The organism is Kineococcus sp. TRM81007 (genome assembly GCF_022669155.1).
GTDB lineage: Bacteria > Actinomycetota > Actinomycetes > Actinomycetales > Kineococcaceae > Kineococcus.
This window is the reverse complement of the sequence record NZ_JALBVB010000056.1, coordinates 70,512-90,516: the sequence shown is the minus strand read 5'-3', so window position 1 is coordinate 90,516 and position 20,005 is coordinate 70,512. Positions and strand designations below refer to the sequence as shown.

Sequence of the window (20,005 nt, the reverse complement as noted above, 5' to 3'; positions counted from 1 at the left end):
CGTCGGGGTGGTGGCACGTCGGTGGTGCGGCGGGAACCGCTCAGCGCGGCACGGCGTCCTCCGGGACGACGCGACCGGCGCGGCGCAGCTCCTCCAGCTGACCGGCCATGAACGCCTCCAGGTGCTCGCGGTAGGCGCTCTCACGGCCGTGCAGCTGCGCGATGGCCTCCTCCAGCGAGCGCTGACGCCCCTGCAGCTCCTCCAGGGTGCGTTCGCGCTGCGCCTGCGCCTCCGCCACCGTGCGCTCCGCCCGCTCGCGGGCCGCCGCCAGCAGGGCGTCGCGCTGCTGCTCGCCCTCGCGGACGTACTCGTCGTGCAGGCGCTGGGCCAGGGCGATCACGCCGGCGGCCTGCCCCGCCGGGGAACCCTCCGCCCCCGCGACCGCAGCACCCGCCGCGACCGGCTGAGCGGCCGGGGCCTGCTCGGCGGGCCGCTCGACGCTCCCCGCGGGACCCTGCTCGGCGACCTCGACGGGGGCGGGTTCCTCACCGGACAGCTCGGCCACCCGGGCGCGGCACTGCTGCAGCTGCGAGCGCAGCTCGTCGTTCTCCGCGTTCAAGCGCCGCAGCTCGGCGACGACCTCGTCGAGGAAGTCGTCCACCTCGTCCTGCGCGTACCCCTCCCGCACCCGCGTGGGGTTGAAGCGCTTCTCGACGACGTCCTCCGGGCTCAGCGGCATGGGGCTCACCTCTGTCGACGGCCGCCCCGGCCGGACGGCGCACGGGCAGCACCGTAGCGGACCGCCCCGCGCCGGGGGATCGCCTCGCGGCGCAGGTGGCCGCGAGGCGTCAGGCGGCGCTCGCCGCGGCGGTGTTCAGCACGCCCAGCAGCAGGGAGCAGACGATGGCGAGCACCAGGAAGGCGAGGTCCAGCTGCACGGCCCCCAACCGCAGCGGCGGCAGGACCCGGCGCAGCACCTTCAGGGGCGGGTCGGTCACGGTGTAGACGGCCTCGGCACCGACCAGCACCACGCCGCGGGGACGCCACTCGCGGGCCAGGACCTGCACCCAGTCCAGGACCAGGCGCGCGATGAGGCAGAGGAAGAACAGGAGCACGACGAGGTACAAGAGCGAGAAGACGAGGGCCACCCACACATCCTGCCTGACGCCGGCCCCCGCCACGCCCACCACGCCCCGTGTCCACCGGAACGACACACCGCCACCCCGCGCCGCGCACCGGGAGCGGCGGCGGCGTCAGGACTGGTTGAAGAAGGTCCGCTCGGCGGGGTGCTCCTCCTCCTGCGAGGCCACCTCGACGTTCTGCGGCGACAGCAGGAAGACCTTGTTCGTCACGCGCTCGATGGAGCCGTGCAGACCGAACACCAGGCCGGCGGAGAAGTCGACCAGCCGCTTGGCGTCCGAGTCGTCCATGTCGGTGAGGTTCATGATCACCGGAACGCCGTCGCGGAAGCTCTCGCCGATGGTCTTGGCCTCGTTGTACGTGCGGGGGTGGATCGTCGTGATCCGGTGCAGTTCGGGAGCGCTGCTGACCTGCGGCACCACGTGCGCCACCTGCCTCCTGATCGGGGTCACCTGACCCGTGGTCTCCGCGCGGCGCTCCGCGACCGGAGTGTGGTCGACCGGACGCACCTCGGAGCGGGGCTCGGGCCGCGGCGCGGCGTGCGCCCCGCGCACCGCCTCCACCCGCTCACGGGCGGGCTCGGCCTCCGGGTCCTCGGCGTAGCGGTCGTCCTCGGCGAGGCCGAGGTAGACCATCGCGTTGCGCAGTGCGCCAGACATCGCAGTCTCCTCGGGTGTGTCCGGTCGTGGGGTGTCGCCGCGGCGGGCGCCCGGCGTCGGCGACGTTACCGCGCACCCGGACGCGTGCCCAGGACCGCGCTCCCGACACGCAGGTGTGTCGCCCCCGCCGCCACCGCCGCCTCCAGGTCCCCGCTCATGCCGGCCGACAGCGCGACCGCACCGGGGTGCGCGCGGCGCACGCGCTCGGCGACGGCCGCCAGCTCGGCGAAGGCCCGTGCGGGGTCCTGCCCGCGCGGGGCGACGGCCATCAGCCCGGCCAGGCGCAGCCCAACGGCCGCGGCGACCGCGTCCGCCACGTGCAGCACGTCGTCGCCGGCGGCGCCCCCCCGGGCGGGGTCGGCCGGCCCGCCGAGAGCGGCGGCCAGGTCCACCTGCACGAAGCAGTCCACCTCGCGCCCGGCGGCCGCGGCACCCGCTGCGAGGGCCCGCGCCAGGCGCACGCGGTCCACCGAGTGCACGGCCGAGGCGTAGCGGGCCACGGAGCGGGCCTTGTTCGTCTGGAGCTGGCCGACGAAGTGCCAGCGCAGCTCCGGGTGCGCAGCCGCGAGCGCAGCCGCCTTCGCGGACGCCTCCTGGTCGCGGCTCTCGCCGACGTCGAGCACGCCCAGGCCGGCGAGGGCCTGCACGTCCGCGACGGGGAAGAACTTCGTGACGACCACGACGGTCAGCCCGCCCGGGTCGCGGCCCGCTGCGGCGGCCGCGGCCGCCACCCGCTCGCGCAACCGCCCCAGCCGGTCGGCGAGCTGCGCGGCGCGGGCACCACCGCCCCCCTCCGCGGCCGAGGAGGTGCTCACGCCAGCACCACCGCTCCGGCGCTGCGGCCGGTCACGCCGTCGCGCCGGTAGGAGTAGAGGTCCGCACCCTCCAGCGTGCACGGACCCGGCCCGCTCGCCGGCACCCCCGCCCGCGCGAGCTGGGCGAGCACCCCGGCGGGCACGTCCACCGAGCAGGTGCCCCAGCGGGTCGTGGCCCGGGCCTCGGGGACGGCGGCGGCGACCTCGTCGGCCATCTCGCGCGGCACCTCGTAGCACGAGCCGCACACGGCCGGTCCCAGCGCCGCACGCACGTCACGGGCACCGGCGGCGCGCATGGCGGCGAGGACGGCGGGCACCACCCCGGCCACCAGGCCGGGACGGCCCGCGTGCGCCACCGCCACCACCCCCGCGGAGGGGTCGGCCAGGAGCACGGGTACGCAGTCGGCCACCACCACGGCCAGGGCCAGGCCGCGCCGGCGGGTCACCAGGGCATCGGCGTGCGGCGCCTCGAGGGGGACCTCGTCCACCTCCACGACGTCGGCGCCGTGCACCTGCACCGGCACGACGAGCGCGTCGGCACCCACCGCACGGCGCAGGGCGGCGCGGTGGCCGGCCACCCGGGCCGGATCGTCCCCGACGTGGTCACCGAGGTTGAGGCCCGCGAAGGGGCCGTCCCCGGCGGCGCCGGCGCGGGTGGTGAACCCGCCGCGGACGCCGGCCGGCAGGCCGGCGTCCAGCAGCGGGACGTGCGCGACGCTCACGGGGACCGCGTCCCGCGCGGCGCGGGCCGCGCGGGACGGCGGCTCACTTGAGGAAGTCGGGCACGTCGAGGTCGTCCTCCTCCGGCCGCGGCCGGCCGGGGCGGCGCACGCCCGCGGTGTCGTTGGGCAGCTCGATGATGCGCGGCACCTGGACCGGGTCCTCGCCCGGCACCATCTGCGGCTGGTGCTGCACGGGCTGCGCGCCCTGCTGCGGCGCTTGCTGCGCGTACTGCGGAGCGGGCTGCTCCGGCGCCTGCTGGGCGTACTGCGGAGCCGGCTGCTGCTGCTGCGGGGCAGCCGGGGCCTGCTGCTGCGGGGCGTGCTGCGCGTACTGCGGCGGCGCGTACTGCGGAGCCGGCTGCTGCTGCGGGGCCTGCGGCGGCGCAGCGGGCGCTTGCTGCTGCCACGGCTCCGGGCGCGGCGCACGCGGCGGGACGCCGGGGGCGGCCGGGGCGGCGCGCCCGCCGGGGACCTGGCCCGCCGTGCGCTCGCCGCGCGAGCGCACGGGGCTGCCGCTGTCGAAGCCCGCGGCGATGACGGTGACGCGCACCTCGTCGCCCAGGGCGTCGTCGATGACGGCGCCGAAGATGATGTTGGCCTCGGGGTGCGCGGCCTCCTGCACCAGGCGAGCGGCCTCGTTGATCTCGTACAGGCCCAGGTCCGAGCCGCCCTGGATGGACAGCAGCACGCCGTGGGCGCCGTCGATGCTCGCCTCCAGCAGGGGCGAGGAGATGGCGCTCTCGGCGGCCTGCACGGCGCGGTCGTCCCCGCGGGCCGAGCCGATGCCCATGAGGGCGCTGCCGGCGCCCTGCATGACGGACTTGACGTCGGCGAAGTCCAGGTTGATCAGACCCGGGGTGGTGATGAGGTCCGTGATGCCCTGGACACCGGAGAGGAGGACCTGGTCGGCGGACTTGAAGGCGTCCAGGATGCTGACCTGCTTGTCGCTGATGGACAGCAGCCGGTCGTTGGGGATGACGATGAGGGTGTCCACCTCGTCGCGCAGCTCGGCGATGCCGGACTCGGCCGAGTTGGCGCGGCGGCGGCCCTCGAAGGTGAAGGGCCGGGTGACCACGCCGATCGTCAGGGCGCCCAGGGAGCGGGCGATGCGGGCCACGACGGGCGCGCCGCCGGTGCCGGTGCCACCGCCCTCGCCGGCGGTGACGAAGACCATGTCGGCGCCCTTGAGCACCTCCTCGATCTCTTCGGCGTGGTCCTCGGCGGCCTTGCGGCCCACCTCGGGGTCCGCGCCGGCGCCCAGGCCGCGGGTGAGCTCGCGGCCGACGTCGAGCTTGACGTCGGCGTCGCTCATGAGCAGCGCCTGCGCGTCGGTGTTGACGGCGATGAACTCGACGCCCTTGAGGCCGACCTCGATCATCCGGTTGACCGCGTTCACCCCGCCGCCGCCGACGCCGACGACCTTGATGACCGCTAGGTAGTTCTGCGGAGCTGCCACGTGGAGTGCCTCTCGCCTCTTTCGCCGATGCCGCCCGGGACCGGCCGGCCGTTCCCGGTCAAACGCTGACCCTCAGGTAGAGGGTTAACGTTATGTCATTTCCTGCTGGTGGGTGACCGTAGGGAGCCGGAGGGCCGACGTGCAACTAGCGGCCCGGCGTGTCGCGCGGGCGCACCGCCCGGAAGGGGCAACCACCCGTTCAGCGCAGGGTCCCCTCAGCGCCACCACGGGCACCGGACGTGGTCACGCCGCCGGCCGCACCGCCGGCGCGTCCGGCGCCGAGACGTCGATCGCGGCCGCCGTCGAAGCGGCCGGGTCCGCCAGCAGCCGCAGCAGGACCTGCGCCTTGCGCTCGGGCCGGCCCGCGTCGCCCCACACCACCGACGGCCCGTCGGTCAGCTGCAGCACCACCGAGTCCGGGCTCTGCGCCGTGATGGACGCCACCCGGGAACGCACGTCGTCCGGCAGCGCGCCGTTGACGGCCAGGGCCGCGCGCAACGTCCCCGGCCGCGAGCGCTCGACGTCGACGCTCAGCAGCGGCACGCCCGCCGGCGCCGCCCCGGCGTGCTGCAGGACCCGGGCGTCGGCGTCCACGAGGTCCACCCCGCCGGTGGTCGACGGCACCGCCGCGACCGCCCGCCGCTCGTGCAGGCGCACGAGGAGGGTCGAGGGCCACGCGCGCTCCACGTCCACCGAGGCCACCAGCGGCAGGCCGCCGGCCACCCGGCGCGCCACCTCAGCGGTGTCCACCGACGCCAGCGCCTCGCCCCGCAGCTCCCCCACCAGGGCCGTGGCCCGCTCGGGCGCGGTCCGCGAGGCACCCACCACGCGGACCTGCTCCACCCGCAGCCACGGCGAACCGAACGCCACCCACGCCAGCGCGGCCAGGAGCGCGGCGAGCACCGCCGCGACCAGCGCGGTGCGGCGTCCGGGCCGGGGCAGCGCACCGCGGCGCGCCAGGCGGCCGGTGAGGTCCGCGACCCGCGCACCGCCGCGCGACTGGGCGCCGCGGGCCGCCGGGCGCCCGCTGTCGCGGGGAGGGCGCGCGCCCGGTCGCGGGGCCGCCGCACGCACGGCCCGGCGCCGCTGGGCGCTGCCGCCCGTGCGCTGCTGGGGCGTGCGCGCCGGGACCGCGGGCACGGGGGGCGCCGGTGGGCGGCGGGGCCGGGTGGGCCGGGTCACGGCTCCCCCGTCCCCGGCCCGGCCGCGGAGCGCGCGGCGAGCAGGTCGAGCACCTCCGGCCCCAGGCGGGTGACGTCGCCGGCACCGACCGTCAGCAGCAGGTCGCCGGGCCGCAGGCGCTCGACCACGGTCCGCGCCGCACCGGCGCGGTCGCCGGCGAACGTCACGCTCTCGGGCGGCAGCGGCACGGCCCGGGCGACCAGCTCGCCGGTCACGGCCGGGTCCGGATCCTCGCGGGCCACGTACACGTCCAGGACGACCACCTCGTCCGCCAGGGCCAGGGCGCGGCCGAACTCGTCGGCGAAGGCCCGGGTGCGGCTGACCAGGTGCGGCTGGAAGGCCACGACGACGCGCCCGTCCCCGGCCACCGGGCGGGCGGCGCGCAGCAGGGCCTCCACCTCGGTGGGGTGGTGCGCGTAGTCGTCCACCACGCGCACGCCGCCGGCGGCCCCACGGTGCTCGAAGCGGCGCCGGGCCCCGCCGAAGCCCTCCAGCGCGCGCAGCACGGGGACCGGCTCGGCCCCCAGCTCGAGCGCGGCGGCGAACGCGCCCACCGCGTTGCGCAGGTTGTGCAGCCCGGGCACGGCCAGCCGCAGCGGCAACGCGTGCCCGTCGTCCGCCTCGTCGGCGTCGACGTCGACGTGCACCAGCGCGCTCGGCCGGGGGCCGGAGACGTCCACGCCGGACAACCGCACGTCCGCGTCGGGGTGGGTGCCGTAGGTGCGCACCCGCACACCCGCCTGCCGGGCGAACTCGGCCAGGCGCACGGAACCGGCGTCGTCCGCGCAAGCGACGAGCACGCCTCCCGGCTGCAGGCGCTGCACGAAGTCCTCGAACGCCAGCGCCACCGCCTCGGCGGTGCCGTAGTGGTCCAGGTGGTCCGGTTCGACGTTCGTCACGACGTCCACCACGGGCGCGTAGGCGCGGAAGGAGCCGTCGGACTCGTCGGCCTCGGCCACGAAGGGGCCGGAGCCGTCCCGCGCTCCCCCGTCGCTGCCGCCGGTCAGCTCCCCCCCGATGGCGTAGCCCGGGTCCAGCCCGGCCTCCAGGAGCGCCACGGCCAGCATCGAGGACGTCGTGGTCTTGCCGTGGGTCCCCGCCACCGCCACACCGCGCCGGCCCACCATGAGCGCGGCCAGGGCCTCGGAGCGGTGCAGCACGCGCATCCCGCGCTCGCGCGCGGCGACCAGCTCGGGGTTGCCCGGGCGCACCGCGGTGCTGACGACGAGGGTGTCGCCCGGGCCGAGGTCGCCCAGGTGCGCGGCGTCGTGGCCGACGGCGACGCGCGCGCCCAGGGCGGCCAGGCGCCGCAGCACCTCGGAGTCGGCGGCGTCGCTGCCGGAGACGACCACGCCGCGGGCCAGCAGCAACCGCGCGACGCCGGAGACGCCGACGCCGCCGATGCCCAGCAGGTGCACGCGGCCGAGCTCGGCGACGGGCACCGGCCCCGGGGCGCTCACGCGGCGTCCCCGACCGGGCGCTCCCCGGCGGCCTGGGCCACCAGCGCCGCCAGCCGCTCGTCGCCGTCGAGGACCCCGAAGGCGGCGGAGGCGGCCGCGGAGGCGGACAGCGCCGCCGGGTCGGTCAGCAGCGGCAGCGCGCGCTCACGCACGAAGCCGGCGTCCAGCTCGGCGTCCGGCACGAGGAGCCCGCCGCCCGCGGCGGCGACGGCCTCCGCGTTGCGGCGCTGCTCGCCGTTGCCGATCGGCAGCGGCACGTACACCGCCGGCAGGCCCAGCGCGGTCAGCTCGCTGACCGTCCCCGCACCGCTGCGGCACAGGACGAGGTCGGCCGCGGCGTAGGCGGTGGCCATGTCGTCGAGGTAGGGGCGCACGACGTAGCGGGCGGGGTCGGTGCCCGGCGCCAGCGGCACCTCCTTGCCGCGCCCGGCGGCGTGCAGCACCTGCACCCCGGCGGCCAGCAGGTCCGCGGACGCGGAGCCGAGGACGTCGTTGATCCGCTGCGCGCCCAGCGAGCCGCCGGTGACGAGCAGCGTGGGCGCGTCCGGGTCCAGCCCGAGGCGGGCGCGGGCCTCGCGCCGCAGCGCAGCGCGGTCACCGGCGCGGGCCAGCTCGACGACCTCCGCGCGCAGCGGCATGCCCGTGTGCACGGCCCGGGGTAGGGGCGTGCCGGGGAAGGTCACTGCGACGTGGCGGGCCCAGCGGGCCCCGAGCCGGTTGGCGATGCCCGGCAGGGAGTTCTGCTCGTGCACCACGACGGGCACGCGGGCGCGACGGGCGGCCAGGTACGCCGGGGTGGCGACGTAGCCGCCGAAGCCCACCACGACGTCCGCGCCGACCTCCTCGATCGCCCGCTGGGCCGCGGCCACGGCGGCGCGCAGCCGGCCGGGCAGGCGCAGCAGGTCCGCTGACGGCCGGCGGGGCAGCGGCACGCGCGGCACCACGGCCATGCGGTAGCCGCGCTCGGGCACGAGGCGGGCCTCCAGGCCCTCGGCGGTGCCGAGCACCAGTACCTGCGCCGCGGCGTCGCGCCGGCGCAACCGGTCGGCGGTGGCCAGGAGCGGAGCGACGTGGCCGGCGGTCCCACCACCGGCGAGCAGGACCTTCACCGCGACCTCCTGACCCGCCGGGGCAGCACGGCCAGGGACCGCGCGACGACGGACTCGCGCGCTCTCAGGGCCTCCGGGGCGCCGGGCTCGGCGCGCGCGAAGGACAGCAGGATCCCCACCGCGAGCAGGGCCACCACGAGCGCGGTTCCGCCGTGGGAGATGAACGGCAGCGGCACGCCGATGACGGGCAGGACGCCGAGGACCACGCCGATGTTCAGGCAGGCCTGCCCCAGGATCCAGGCGGCGAAGCCGGTGACGGCGAACTTGGTGAACAGGTCGGCCGAGCGGCGCACGAGCCGCAGCGCGGCCAGGGCGAGGACCGCGAACAGGACCAGCACCACGAGCGTGCCGGGCAGGCCGAGCTCCTCGCCGATGATCGCGAAGATGAAGTCGTTGTGGGCCTCGGGCAGCCACTGCCACTTCTCGCGGCTGGCGCCCAGGCCCAGGCCCCACCAGCCCCCGGAGGCGAGGGCGTACTGGCCCTGCACGGGCTGCCAGCTCGCCCCCTGGATCTCCACACCGGACGTGGCAGTCCCGGTCAGCCAGTCCTGCACGCGCCGCATCCGGTTCTCGCTCGTGACGACGAGCGCGGCGACCAGCGCGGCACCCGCACCGCCCGCGAGCGCGAAGAAGCGCCCCGGCACCCCGGCCGTCCACAGCATCGCCACGACGATGAACATCATGACCAGGGCGGTGCCGAGGTCGCGGGCGAGCAGCACCAGGCCGATGGTCGCCGTCACCGACGGCAGGAGCGCACCGACGAGCTGGCCGGGCTCGTGCAGGCGGTCGCGCTTGCGGGCCAGGGCCAGCGAGCAGGCCAGCACGAGCGCGACCTTCGCGGCCTCCGACGGCTGCGCCGACAGCCCCGCCACGCGGATCCAGTTGCGGTTGCCGTTGACGGCGTGGCCGATGCCCGGCACGAACACCAGCAGCTGCAGCAGCGCGGCACCGGCGAGCGCGGGCAGCGCCAGCCGGCGCCAGGCGGTCGCGGGCACCCGGCTGGCGACCACCAGGACCAGCGCGCCCAGCACGGCGAACGTGGCCTGGCTCTTGAAGTAGGTGAACTGCGAGCCGTTGTCCTCCAGCGACTCCACGCTGGAGCTGGAGAGCACCATGACCAGGCCGATGACCACCAGCAGCGACGTCGTCGCCAGCAGGACGTGGTGGGTCGCCAGCGGCGAGTCCAGCAGCCGCAGGCGTTCGCGGGCCCACTCCCCCGTGACTTCCAGCCACGCCGGCCGTCGCCAGCCCTGCGCGCGGCCACCGGCGCGCCCGGCGGTGCCCGCAGCGGTGTTCACGGCGGTGTTCACGGCCACCTCAGCCCTCCCGGCCGGTGCGGCGGCGCACCGCGGCCGCGAAGAGGTCGCCGCGGTGGCCGTAGTCGGTGAACTGGTCCATGGAGGCGCACGCCGGCGCCAGCAGCACCGTGTCGCCGGGGCGGGCCAGCGCGGCGGCGCGCTCGACGACGGCGTCCATGAGGGCGCCGGCGTGCGCGTCCCGCTCCTGGGCGGTCGGGGTCGGCGTGGGCACGGCGCCAGTCTGGGCGAGGTCGACCTCCACGACGGGGACGTCGGGGGCGTGTCGGGCCAGCGCCTCGCGCAGCAGCGCCCGGTCGGCGCCGATGAGGACCGCGGCGCGCAGCCGGCCGGCCGTGGCGGTCACGAGGTCGTCGAAGCGGGCACCCTTGGCCAGGCCACCGGCGACCCAGACCACGCCCTCGAAGGCGCGCAGCGAGGCCTCGGCGGCGTGCGCGTTGGTGGCCTTGGAGTCGTCCACCCAGCGCACCCCGGCGTGCTCGGCGACGGTCTGCACCCGGTGCGGGGCCGGGGTGAAGGCGCGCACCCCGTCGCGCACGGCGACCTGGGGGACGCCGAACGCGCGGGCCAGCGCCGCGGCGGCCAGGACGTTGTCGACAGCGTGCGGCGGCACCGGCGTGTCCGAGCCGTCGGGGCGCAGGTCCGCCAGGGAGCACAGCTCCGCGGCGCTGGTGCGCCGCTGCTCGACGAACGCCCGGTCGGCCAGGACGTCCCCGACGAGGCCGAGCATGCCGACCCGCGGCGCCTGCCGGGCGAACCCGATCGCGCGCGCCCCCTCGACGACGTCCGCCTCGCGCACCAGCTCCTCGGTGCGCGGGTCGGCGGCGTTGTAGACGCACGCGACCTCGGTGTTCTCGTAGACGCGGCCCTTGGCGTGCGCGTACGCGTCCATCGAGCCGTGCCAGTCCAGGTGGTCGGGGGCGACGTTGAGCACGGCGCTGGCCAGCGGCCGCAGCGACGCCTGCGTGTCGGTGGACAGCCAGTGCAGCTGGTAGCTGGACAGCTCCACGGCCAGCACCTCGAAGCCGTGCGGGTGGCGCAGCGCCTCCACGAGGGGGGTTCCGACGTTGCCCGCGGAGGTGGCGCGCAGCCCGGCGGCCCGCAGCACCTCTGCGGTCAGCTCCACGGTCGTCGTCTTGCCGTTGGTGCCCGTCAGGGTCAGCCACGGCGCCACGAGAGCGCCCGAGGCGGGGTCGGGCCGCATCCGCCAGCCCAGCTCCACCTCCCCCCACACCGGCACGCCGGCCAGGGCCGCGCCCACGAGCAGCGGTGCGTCCGGGCGCCAGCCGGGCGAGGTGACGACGAGGTCGAAGCCGCCCCAGGGCCGTGGCGGCGCCTGCACGTGCGCAGGTCCCAGCAGGACCTCGGCGCCGAGCACCTCGAGCAGGTCGGCGCGCTCGCGCTGCGCCTCGCCGGTGCCGGCGTCCACCACGACCACCTCGGCGCCCGCCTCCAGCAGGGCGTCCGCCGCGGCGAACCCGGAGGTGCCCACCCCCGCGACGAGGGTGCGCAGCCCCGCCCACGGGGAACCGGCGTGCCGAAGGGCGCGGACGCGGTCGGTGTCGGCGGCGCGCGGGGCGGGGTTGCCCAGCCAGCCGTCGAGGACGTTCGTCGCGGCGCTCACGCCCCGACCACCCACTGCGCGTAGAAGACACCGAGACCCAGCGACACGAACAACCCCGCGATGATCCAGAACCTGATGACGATGGTGACCTCGCCCCACCCGGCGAGCTCGAAGTGGTGCTGCAGCGGCGCCATGCGGAACACCCGCTTGCCGGTCGTCTTGAAGGAACCGACCTGGATGACCACCGACAGCGTGATGATGACGAACAGCCCGCCCAGCAGGACCAGCAGCAGCTGGGTGCGCGAGAGGATCGCCAGCCCGGCGAGCGCGCCGCCCAGGGCGAGGGAACCGGTGTCGCCCATGAAGATCTTCGCCGGGGAGGCGTTCCACCACAGGAACCCGAAGCAGGCGCCCATGACGGCGGCGGCGACCACGGCGAGGTCGCGCGGGTCGCGCACCTCGTAGCAGCGCGCCTCGAACTCCGTCAGCGTGTTGCAGTTCTGGTTCGACTGGAACGTGCAGATGAGCACGTACGCAGCCAGCACCAGGGTCGTCGCGCCGGTGGCCAGGCCGTCCAGGCCGTCGGTGAGGTTCACCCCGTTGCTGATGGCGGAGGTGATGAACAGCGCCCACAGCACGAACAGCACCGTGCCGACGGCGGCCCCGGCGAACGCCAGGTCCAGGAAGTCGATGTCCCGCAGGAAGGAGACGTGCATCGACGCCGGCGTCAGGTCGTCGTCGTCGGGGAACTGCAGCGCCAGCACCGCGAACGCGACGCCGACGATCCCCTGCCCGACGAGCTTGGAGCGCGCGCGCAGCCCCAGGCTCTGCTTGCGGGAGATCTTCAGGAAGTCGTCGAGGAACCCGACGACCCCGAGCCCGGTCATCAGGAGCAGCACCAGCAGGCCCGAGGCCGTCACCGGCGCCCCGGTGAACAGGTGCGCGGCGCCGTAGGCCAGCAGCGCGGCGAGGATGATGACGGCGCCGCCCATCGTGGGGGTGCCCCGCTTGGTGTGGTGGCTGGTGGGGCCGTCGTCGCGGACGAACTGCCCGTAGCCGCGGCGCACCAACCAGCGGATGTACAGCGGGGTGCCGAACAGCGCCACGACGAGCGAGACGGCCCCGGCGACGAGGACCGCCCTCACGAGCCGCTCCCGTTCGACGCGACGGTGCCCCCGCCGGCGAGCAGCCGCTCGGCCAGCCGACCCAGGCCCGCGCCGTTGGACGCCTTGACGAGGACCACGTCCCCGGGGCGCAGCTGCTCGGCCAGGAGAGCGCCGGCCTCCTCCGCGTCCGCGGCGAAGGCGGCCTCGTCCCCCCAGGAACCCTCCATGACGGCGCCCGTGTAGACCGGGCGCGCACCGGAACCGACCACGAGGAGCTTGGAGACGTCCAGGCGCACCGCGAAGCGGCCCACCGCGTCGTGCTCGTCCCGCGATGCCAGCCCCAGTTCCAGCATCTCCCCCAGCACCGCCCAGGTGCGCCGCCCGCCAGCCATGCCCACCAGGGCCTTCAGCGCGGCGCGCACCGAGTCCGGGTTGGCGTTGTAGGCGTCGTGCACGACGGTGACGCCGTCGGGGCGCTGGACGACCTGCATGCGCCCGGGGCTGGCGGCCTCGGCGGTGGACAGGGCCGCGGCGACGTCGTCCAGACCCACGCCCAGCTCCAGCGCGACGGCGGCGGCGGCCAGGGCGTTGGGGACCTGGTGCTCGCCGTGCAGCCGCAGGCGCACCTCGGCGCTGCCGGTGGCGGTGCGCAGCGTGAAGGCGGGACGGGCCAGCTCGTCGGTGCGCACGTCCTCCGCGCGCACGTCCGCACCCGGGCCGAGGCCGAAGGTGAGCGTGCGCGCGGTGGTGCGCGAGGCCATCGCGGCCACGCGCGCGTCGTCGGCGTTGAGCACCGCCAGCCCGTCGGCGGGCAGCGCCTCGACGAGCTCGCCCTTGGCCGCGGCCGTGGCCTCCAGGGACCCGAACTCCCCCGCGTGCGCGGCACCCACGTTGAGCACGACCCCGGTGGCCGGGCGCGCCAGGCGGCACAGGGCGGCGATGTGCCCGGCGCCGCGCGCGCCCATCTCCACGACGAGCGCGGCGGTGCCGGCGTCGGCGCGCAGCACCGTCAGCGGGGCGCCGACCTCGTTGTTGAAGCTGCCGCTGGGGGCCACGACCGGACCCAGCGGCGCGAGCACCGCGGCGAGCAGGTCCTTCGTGGTGGTCTTGCCGGCCGAGCCGGTGACCCCCACCACGCGCGGACCGCCCCCGTCGGCGCGCAGGCGCTCCAGGACGCCGGCGGCCAGGCGGCCCAGGGCCGCCACCCCGTCCTCGACGAGGACGACGGCGGTGCCGTCGGGCACCTGGACCGGGCGCTGGGCGAGCACGAGCACCGCCCCGGCGGCCACCGCCGCGGCGGCGTGGTCGGCCCCGTCGACGCGGGCACCCGGCAGGGCCACGAACAGCGCCCCGGGAGCCGCGCGGCGCGAGTCCACCACCACCGGCCCGTCCACGAGGACGGTCGCGGCACCGGCGGCGAGCCGGCCCCGGGTCAGCTCCACCACCTCCGCCGCGGTCAGCGCGATCACGACCCACCTCCAGCTGCACTCGTGCTCGACCGCTCGGGCGCCCCGGCCCGGCGGCGCAGTTCCTCGGCGGCCACCGCGCGGTCGTCGAAGGGGACGACGACGCCGGCGGCCTCCTGCCCCGTCTCGTGCCCCTTGCCGGCCAGCAGCACCGTGTCGCCGGGCCCGGCGCAGCGCTCCAGGGCCGCGCGCACCGCTTCGCGCCGGTCCGGCACCTCCAGCACCTCGGCGCCGCCGCCGGCGGTCCCGGACAGCACCGCGGCGCGGATCGCGGCGGGCACCTCGGAGCGGGGGTTGTCGTCGGTGACGACGACGAGGTCCGCGCCGCGGGACGCGGCGGCCCCCATGAGGGGGCGCTTGGCGCGGTCGCGGTCGCCGCCGGCACCCAGCACGACGGCGAGCCGGCCGGTGGTCAGCGGCCGCAGGGCGGCCAGCACCCGCTCGAGCGCGTCGGGGCTGTGGGCGTAGTCGACCACGACGAGCGGCTCGCCGGGCGCGCCGGTGACCACCCGCTCCAGGCGGCCCGGCACCCCCTCGGCGGTGCGCAGCCCCTCCTCGACCTGCTGCGGCGTCAGCCCCGCGGCCAGCGCGGCCACCGCGGCCAGCGCGGCGTTGGCGGCGTTGAAGTCGCCGGGCAGGGGGCAGCTCAGGTGCAGCTCGGCGCCGTCGGCGGCCACGAGGCGGAAGGTGCTGCCGTCCCGGCCGGGACGCAGGTCGCGCACCACCCAGTCCGCGTCCCCACCACCCGCGTCGTCCCCGGTACCCACCCCCGTGCGCACCGTGGTCACCGGCACACCGGCGGCGGACGCCAGGCGACGACCCCACGGGTCGTCCACGGCGACGACGCCGCGGCGGGCGCGGGCGGGCGTGAACAGGCTCGCCTTGGCCTCGAAGTACGCCTCCATCGAGCCGTGGAAGTCCAGGTGGTCGCGGCTGAGGTTGGTGAAGACCGCCACGTCCACCACCAGGCCGTCGACGCGGTGCAGCGCCAGCGCGTGGCTGGAGACCTCCAGCGCGCACCCGCGCACACCGGCGGCCACCATCCGTCCCAGCAGGGCGTGCAGGTCCGGCGCCTCCGGCGTGGTGCGCACGCTGCTCACCCGCTGCCCGGCCACGCGCGTCTCCACGGTGCCGAGCAGACCGGTCGTCCACCCGGCGCGGCGCAGGAGGGCCTCCACGAGGTAGGCCGTGGTCGTCTTGCCGTTCGTGCCCGTCACCCCGACGGTGACCAGCCGCTCACCGGGACGGCCGTGCACGCGGGCTGCCAGCTCGCCCAGCACCGCGCGCGGGTCGTCGACGACGAGCACCGGGACCCCGGCGGCGCCCGCCTGGCCGGCACCGGGGGGATCGGTCAGCACGGCGACGGCACCGGCGGCGACGGCCTGCTCGGTGAAGCGCGCGCCGTGCACGTTGGCGCCCGGCAGCGCGGCGTAGACGTCCCCGGGGTTCACGCGCCGCGAGTCGAGGGTCACCCCGGTCACCGGTCGCGCGCCGGCACCGGCGGGGAGGGGGGCAGCGGTGCCGAGGGAGGCCGCCACGTCCACGAGGGTCAAGAGCCGTCGGTCGTCGCCGCCCGGCCCGTCGGTCATCGGCACCCTGGGAGGTTACCCGCCCGCACGGCGGCCCCCTGCACGGCACGGCGCGCGTGTTGGGCGGACCGCCCGGCGGACGGCGCGGACGGCACCGGCGCGCGCCCGCGCACGGGGTTGCTCACCCCTCGGCGCCCCACGTCAGGGGCAGGCCGGCCGGCGCGTCGCCGGAGGGTTCCACACCGCGCTGCTGCAGCGCGTAACCGGCGACGTCCTTGAACACCGGGCCGGCGGCGGAACCGCCGTAGTAGTTCGTCTTCGGGTCCTGCAGGATCACCGCCACCACGAGCTGGGGGTCGTCGGCGGGAGCCATGCCGATGAACGAGGCGGTGTACCCGCGGTAGCAACCGCAGTCGACGTCGTAGCGCTGCGCGGTACCGGTCTTGCCTGCCACCAGGTACCCCGGGATGTCCGCTCCGGCGGCCGTGCCCTCCTCGCTGACGACCGCCTGCATCATGTCCCGCAACGTCTCGGCCGTCTGCGAGCTGACGACCCGGGTTCCCGCGGGGACCCCGGCCGCCCGGTAGTTGCCGTCCGGGTCGGAGGTGCCCGCGATGAGCGAGGGCCGCACGCGCACCCCGTCGTTGGCGACGGTGGCGAACACCGACGCCGCCTGCACCGCGTTCACCGACATGCCCTGGCCGAACATGACGGTGTAGCGCTGCGTGCCGGAGTACTCCTCCGGCGTGGCCAGGATCCCGCCCGTCTCACCGGGGAAGTCCATCCCGGTCTCCTCGCCCAGGCCGAACGCGCGCTGGTACTCGTACAGGGTCTGCGCGTCCAGCTCCTCCCCGGCCAGGATCGTGCCGGTGTTGCTGGACTCCGCGAGGATCCCGGCGAGCGTGAGCTGCTGGTCCTCGTGCGCGTGCGAGTCGTTGAAGACCTTGGTGGAGCGCTTCAGCTCGTCGGGGACCGTGAACTCGCTGGCGGCCGTGGAGGTCCCCTCCTCCAGCGCGGCGGCCATGGTGATGACCTTCGCCGTGGAACCCGGTTCGAAGGAGTCGGTCAGGGCGGTGTTGTTCAGCTCCTCGTTGGTGAAGCTCGTCAGGTCCGCGGGGTCGATGCTGGGTGCGCTGGCCAGCGCCAGCAGCCGCTGCTGCGCGTCCATCACCACGACCGTGCCGGACTTCGCGCCCGTGGCCTCGACCTGCGCGGCGATGGCGCTGGCGGCCTTCCACTGCAGGTCCGCGTCGATCGTCAGGTGCAGCGAGGTCCCGTCCACCGGCTCGGTGGTCTCGCTCTCGCCGAGCGGGATCTCCTGGCCCCTCAGGCTGCGCTCGTAGCGCACCTGGCCGTCGACGCCCTCCAGCAGCTCGTTCTCGGCCAGTTCCAGGCCCGACAGCGGCCGGTCGACCGTCTTGCCGTCCTTCGTCTCAGAGGTGCCGAGCACGCCGACGAGGGTGGAGGCCGCGCTGCCGCTGGGGTAGATGCGCTGGGCGGTGCGCTCGGAGGTGACGCCGGGGACGTCGGCGTCGGAGACCCGCTGCCACAGCTCGGGCGTGATGCCCACCGCCACGAGGGCGTACTGGTCGTCCGGGCCGGAACCGGTCAGCGTGGTGGTCAGGCCGGCCTCGTCCACGCCGAGGATCGGCGCCAGGACCCGCGCGGCGCCGGCGGCGCCCTGCGGCAGCGACTCCTCCCGCGCCGTGCCGTCGGCACGGGTGTTGAAGCTCGTGAGGATCGAGGGGTCCGCCACCACGTCGCGCCGCTCCACCGACGTCGCGAGCACCGTGCCGTTCGCGTCGAGGACGTCACCGCGCTGGGCGTACAGGGTGCTGGTGTGCACCCGCTGGTTGAAGGCCGCCTGGGCCAGTTCCGCGGCGTCGGCGCCCTGCAGCTGCACCAGCCGGCCGGCCAGCAGGCTGAGCGCCACCAGGACCGTGATGACGAACGCGCGCGACCGGCGGTCGGGGCGGACGCCGGGTGCCGCGGCGCGCCGGGAGGTGCGCGGTGCGGTGCGCCGGGCGGCGGGCGGACGGGGCAAGAGCGGCACCTCTCGGGTTCGTGCAGCGGTTCTCGTTCGGTGCCCGGCGCGACGGGCGCTCAGCGGGCGGCGGGTTCCCCGGCGGGCTGTTCGGCCCCCGCCGTGCCGGCGGGTTCCTGCTCGGCCTCCTGCCCGGTCCCCCGCTCCTCGCGCTCGGCCACCCCCGCGGAGGGGGCCGCCGTGGGTGAGGGCGCGGCCGTGGGCGTGCCCACCACGCCCTCCTCCGTCAGGTGCACGGGGGGCGGCGCGGGGACCATGCCGAGCCCGGCCGCGCGCTCGGCCAGCGCCTGCGGCGCCGCCTGGGCGGCCAACGACTCGTCCGCGGCCTGCTGCTGGTCGGCGAGCCGCTCGGAGGTCACCCGCAGGTCCGTGATGCGGTAGGCGTCACCGGCGATCGCGATGTTCGTCATGAGCAGGCCGAACAGGCCCAGGCTCAGCAGGAGCACGCACGCCACCGGCAGCGGCAGGCGCAGGCGGCGCACGGCGGGCGGGACGACGACCCGCAGTTCCGGCCGGTTCCCGGTGTCCGGGCGCGCCTCGCGAGCGCGGGCCGGAACCTTCCGGGCCGCGATCAGGGGCTGGCTCATCACCGGGTCCTTCCGTCGTCCGTGCCGTGCCTCGTGCCGGGTGGGGAACCGCGGCGGCCGCGGTCCCGCGGACCACCGGCCGCGCCGCCCCGGCTGTCCTGCCCGTGGCGGCGGGCGGGCCGCCCGGGGACGGCCCGGCCCCGCTGCCCGGAATCCTCCCCGGGCAGTCTGCGCACCGCGCGCAGGCGCGCCGACGCGGCCCGGGGATTCGCGGCCAGCTCCTCCTCGTCGGGTGCCTCGCCGCCGCGCGTGAGGGGTTCCGCGCGCGGGCCGGAACCCGGCGGGAGGAACGGCAGGTCCGGTGGCGCGGAACTCTCCGTGAACCGGCGCAGGGCGTTCTTGGCGATCCGGTCCTCGAGGGAGTGGAACGTCAGCACGGCGAGCCGGCCGTCCGGCGCGAGGCGCTCGAACGCCGCCGGCAGCGCCCGCTCGACCACCCGCAACTCGTCGTTGACCTCGATGCGCAGCGCCTGGAACGTGCGCTTGGCCGGGTTCCCGCCGGTGCGCCTGGTGGCGGCAGGCACGTTCTCGCGCACCAGGTCCACGAGCCGGGCGGAACCGAGGAAGGGTTCGGAGGCGCGCTGGCGCACCACGGCGGCAGCGATGCGGCCGGCGAAGCGCTCCTCGCCGTAGACGCGCAGCACGCGCGCGAGCTCGCCCTGCGGGTAGGTGTTCAGCACGTCGGCGGCGGTGGTGGGCGCGCCGGGGTCCATGCGCATGTCCAGCGGAGCGTCGCGGGCGTAGGAGAAACCCCGTTCCACCTCGTCGAGCTGGAACGAGGAGACACCCAGGTCGAAGAACACCGCGTCGACGACCGCCAGACCGAGGTCGTCGAGGACGGCGGGGAGTTCGTCGTGCACCGCGTGCACGAGCGTGACGCGGTCACCGAAACCCTCCAGCCGACGGCCCGCGAGCTCCAGCGCGAGCGGGTCGCGGTCGATGCCGACCAGGCGCAGGTGCGGGTGCAGGCGGAGCAGTTCGGCGGCGTGACCACCCATGCCCAGGGTGGCGTCGACGGTGACGGCACCGGGGTGCTGCAGGGCGGGTGAGAGCACGTCGGTGCACCGCCGCAGCATCACCGAGGCGTGGCGGGCCGCGACCGCAGCGGCCTGCGCGTCCTCGGTCACCGGTCCCACCTCTGCTCCCCCGCCGGCCCGCGGGGCCGGCGTCGCCGTCGTCCGCCGTCGGTCCCGGTCCCCATCCGCTCGCGGGTGCCGTGCCTGGCGCCGGGGAAGAGGCGTCAGGACCGGTCCGGAGCGGCTGGGGGCCGCGGCCGACGGTCACCCCGGCGGTGCCGGGGATCGGGGTCACACGACCCCGGGCAGGACCTCCTCGCGCTGGTCGGAGAAGGCCGGCTCGGCGCCGGCGAGGTAGGACTCCCAGGTGGGCAGGTCCCAGATCTCCACCCGGGACCCGACGCCCGTGACGGCGAGGTCGCGGTCGAGCCCGGCGTAGCTGCGAAGCATCGGGGGGACCGTGAAGCGCCCCTGCTTGTCGGGGACCTCGTCCGAGGCACCCGACAGGAACACCCGCAGGTAGTCGCGGGCCTCCTTGCGGGTCAGCGGCGCCCGCCGCAGCTCCTCGTGCATCCGCTCGAACTCCTGCATGGGGAAGAGGTAGAGGCAGCGCTCCTGCCCCTTGGTGATCACCAGTCCGTCGGAGAGCTGCTCCCGGTACTTGGCCGGGAGGATCAGCCGCCCCTTGTCGTCCAGGCGGGGGGTGTACGTGCCCAGGAACACAGCCGCAACCCCCGACGGACGGTCCCGAGCGGCCCCTGATGAGCCGTTCTCCTCCACCGTACTCCACTTTCCTCCACGGTCAACGTGGAGCGACGCACCGTGAACGCGCGACCGGCGCATCGCCGCAGGTCAGGGCGGTGGGGCCGGGTGGGGCGCCCCGGCCCCACCCGG

At 76.4% G+C, this 20,005-nt stretch carries 18 protein-coding genes; all 18 read right to left on the bottom strand.

The genetic code is table 11. The features are described 5' to 3' along the window. Window positions 1–40: 40 nt before the first annotated feature. Window positions 41–679, bottom strand: coding sequence for a DivIVA domain-containing protein (locus MN205_RS14610; RefSeq protein ID WP_242128556.1), 639 nt, complete (start codon window positions 677–679; stop codon window positions 41–43). A 109-nt stretch (window positions 680–788) separates the two neighbouring features. Further along, window positions 789–1,088, bottom strand: a complete 300-nt coding sequence (locus MN205_RS14605; protein ID WP_242128554.1) for a YggT family protein — start codon at window positions 1,086–1,088, stop codon at window positions 789–791. Between the two features lie 105 nt (window positions 1,089–1,193). Then, the gene (locus MN205_RS14600; RefSeq protein WP_242128552.1) at window positions 1,194–1,739 is read right to left on the bottom strand and encodes a cell division protein SepF; all 546 of its coding nucleotides are present in this window, start codon (window positions 1,737–1,739) and stop codon (window positions 1,194–1,196) included. Between the two features lie 65 nt (window positions 1,740–1,804). Beyond that, window positions 1,805–2,554 (bottom strand): YggS family pyridoxal phosphate-dependent enzyme, encoded by a 750-nt coding sequence (locus MN205_RS14595; RefSeq protein WP_242128550.1) that lies wholly within the window; start codon window positions 2,552–2,554, stop codon window positions 1,805–1,807. After that, complete coding sequence (gene pgeF, locus MN205_RS14590) at window positions 2,551–3,276, bottom strand: peptidoglycan editing factor PgeF (RefSeq protein WP_242128547.1); 726 nt, start codon at window positions 3,274–3,276, stop codon at window positions 2,551–2,553. Before pgeF ends, MN205_RS14595 begins: the two co-directional genes overlap by 4 nt. 43 nt (window positions 3,277–3,319) lie before the next feature. Further along, complete coding sequence (ftsZ, locus tag MN205_RS14585; protein ID WP_308220288.1) at window positions 3,320–4,732, bottom strand: cell division protein FtsZ; 1,413 nt, start codon at window positions 4,730–4,732, stop codon at window positions 3,320–3,322. Between the two features lie 243 nt (window positions 4,733–4,975). Further along, window positions 4,976–5,872 (bottom strand): FtsQ-type POTRA domain-containing protein, encoded by an 897-nt coding sequence (locus tag MN205_RS14580; RefSeq protein WP_242128545.1) that lies wholly within the window; start codon window positions 5,870–5,872, stop codon window positions 4,976–4,978. Window positions 5,873–5,910: 38 nt separating this feature from the next. Then, window positions 5,911–7,374: a UDP-N-acetylmuramate--L-alanine ligase gene (gene murC, locus MN205_RS14575; protein WP_242128543.1), complete on the bottom strand. Its 1,464-nt coding sequence runs from the start codon at window positions 7,372–7,374 to the stop codon at window positions 5,911–5,913. After that, a complete protein-coding gene (gene murG / locus MN205_RS14570) occupies window positions 7,371–8,483 on the bottom strand; it encodes an undecaprenyldiphospho-muramoylpentapeptide beta-N-acetylglucosaminyltransferase (RefSeq protein WP_242128541.1) in 1,113 nt (370 codons plus the stop codon). Before murG ends, murC begins: the two co-directional genes overlap by 4 nt. After that, the gene (gene ftsW, locus MN205_RS14565) at window positions 8,480–9,793 is read right to left on the bottom strand and encodes a putative lipid II flippase FtsW (RefSeq protein ID WP_242128539.1); all 1,314 of its coding nucleotides are present in this window, start codon (window positions 9,791–9,793) and stop codon (window positions 8,480–8,482) included. Before ftsW ends, murG begins: the two co-directional genes overlap by 4 nt. 7 nt (window positions 9,794–9,800) lie before the next feature. Further along, a complete protein-coding gene (gene murD / locus MN205_RS14560; RefSeq protein WP_242128538.1) occupies window positions 9,801–11,423 on the bottom strand; it encodes a UDP-N-acetylmuramoyl-L-alanine--D-glutamate ligase in 1,623 nt (540 codons plus the stop codon). Beyond that, window positions 11,420–12,508, bottom strand: coding sequence for a phospho-N-acetylmuramoyl-pentapeptide-transferase (mraY, locus tag MN205_RS14555; protein WP_242128536.1), 1,089 nt, complete (start codon window positions 12,506–12,508; stop codon window positions 11,420–11,422). The genes murD and mraY overlap by 4 nt, the downstream gene beginning before the upstream one ends. Then, window positions 12,505–13,938, bottom strand: coding sequence for a UDP-N-acetylmuramoyl-tripeptide--D-alanyl-D-alanine ligase (gene murF, locus MN205_RS14550; RefSeq protein ID WP_242128534.1), 1,434 nt, complete (start codon window positions 13,936–13,938; stop codon window positions 12,505–12,507). Before murF ends, mraY begins: the two co-directional genes overlap by 4 nt. Then, on the bottom strand, window positions 13,935–15,524 hold the full coding sequence (locus MN205_RS14545; protein WP_242129483.1) for a UDP-N-acetylmuramoyl-L-alanyl-D-glutamate--2,6-diaminopimelate ligase: 1,590 nt from the start codon (window positions 15,522–15,524) through the stop codon (window positions 13,935–13,937). The genes murF and MN205_RS14545 overlap by 4 nt, the downstream gene beginning before the upstream one ends. Before the next feature lie 121 nt (window positions 15,525–15,645). Further along, window positions 15,646–17,508 (bottom strand): penicillin-binding protein 2, encoded by a 1,863-nt coding sequence (locus MN205_RS14540; protein ID WP_242128532.1) that lies wholly within the window; start codon window positions 17,506–17,508, stop codon window positions 15,646–15,648. Window positions 17,509–17,567: 59 nt separating this feature from the next. Then, window positions 17,568–18,095 carry a hypothetical protein gene (locus tag MN205_RS14535; RefSeq protein ID WP_242128530.1) on the bottom strand — a complete coding sequence of 176 codons (528 nt, stop codon included), beginning with the start codon at window positions 18,093–18,095 and terminating at the stop codon, window positions 17,568–17,570. Beyond that, window positions 18,095–19,222, bottom strand: a complete 1,128-nt coding sequence (gene rsmH / locus MN205_RS14530; protein WP_242128528.1) for a 16S rRNA (cytosine(1402)-N(4))-methyltransferase RsmH — start codon at window positions 19,220–19,222, stop codon at window positions 18,095–18,097. Before rsmH ends, MN205_RS14535 begins: the two co-directional genes overlap by 1 nt. 180 nt (window positions 19,223–19,402) lie before the next feature. Then, the gene (mraZ, locus tag MN205_RS14525; RefSeq protein WP_242128527.1) at window positions 19,403–19,834 is read right to left on the bottom strand and encodes a division/cell wall cluster transcriptional repressor MraZ; all 432 of its coding nucleotides are present in this window, start codon (window positions 19,832–19,834) and stop codon (window positions 19,403–19,405) included. Window positions 19,835–20,005: the final 171 nt, after the last annotated feature.